Below are 916 nucleotides of genomic sequence, written 5' to 3'. Positions count from 1 at the left end.
ACATTGCGTGTATCTAAGTCATACACACGGCAGGCCTCTTCTATTGCTTGCATTATCAAATCTCTTGACTCTATTGCCTGCTTAGTATCACTCCAATTATTCTGGTCTGCATCAAAATTTATCATATACCAAGCATACCCAAAGCTTGCTAAGTGATACGGAGCTCTAAACGAAATAATAGTATATTCGGGCGGCAGTGCATTAGCAAACGAAAAAAGATCCTCTTCATTACTGCCATAACCGTGCAACATAAATATCACCGGAGAACGCTTTATCTTTATCTGGGGTTCGCGAATGATGTATTCTAACGGAAGTTTCTTATTAGTGTCCATAACTACTATTTTTATTACTCATTCAATATCAATTGATTATTGGCTATTACCCCTAATACTTTCCCTTTCATAGTAGCTCCTATAAAGGCACTATTCTTAGAAGCCGAAAGTATGTCCTCTTTTGTGAATACCGAAGTACCTTCTGGGGTAAATAAGGTAATGTCAGCCACTGTATTTACTGCTATAGGAGTTGTAGCTATACCGAAACGTTTACGAGCAGCTGTTAGCAGTGTTACGGCTCTTTCTACAGTAGTGTATTGGCTCAAAACACCCCATACATTTTCTAATCCTATAGTACCAAAATCAGCTAAATCAAATTCTTTAAACTTAAGCTCTATATCTAACGGATTATGGTCTGAAGTCACAAAATCTATCACACCGTTATCTAAGGCTTCTCGTAGTGCAAGCACATTCTCTGTATCTCTTAAGGGGGGTAATACTTTATAATTAGTATCAAAATTATCGAGCACCTCATCTGTGAAGTGCAAGTGGTGCACTGCTACACTGCAAGTTACATCTAAGCCTTTTGCCTTTGCCTCAGCTATAAGGGCTACTGACTTAGCAGTGGAAATTGTAGGGATATG

General features: G+C 38.5%; 2 protein-coding genes. Both read right to left on the bottom strand.

The genetic code is table 11. The annotated features are described in order from the left end of the window. Positions 1 to 332 (bottom strand): alpha/beta hydrolase (locus tag HMPREF9441_RS17210; RefSeq protein ID WP_039865665.1); only part of this gene is annotated, 332 nt, incomplete at its 3' end. A gap of 14 nt (positions 333 to 346) precedes the next feature. Next, positions 347 to 916, bottom strand: a 570-nt coding sequence (locus HMPREF9441_RS18865) for a dihydroorotase (protein WP_008623651.1), incomplete at its 5' end; no start/stop codon positions are given.

Source organism: Paraprevotella clara YIT 11840 (assembly GCF_000233955.1).
GTDB classification, from domain to species: domain Bacteria; phylum Bacteroidota; class Bacteroidia; order Bacteroidales; family Bacteroidaceae; genus Paraprevotella; species Paraprevotella clara.
This window is presented reverse-complemented; position numbering and strand designations above follow the sequence as displayed.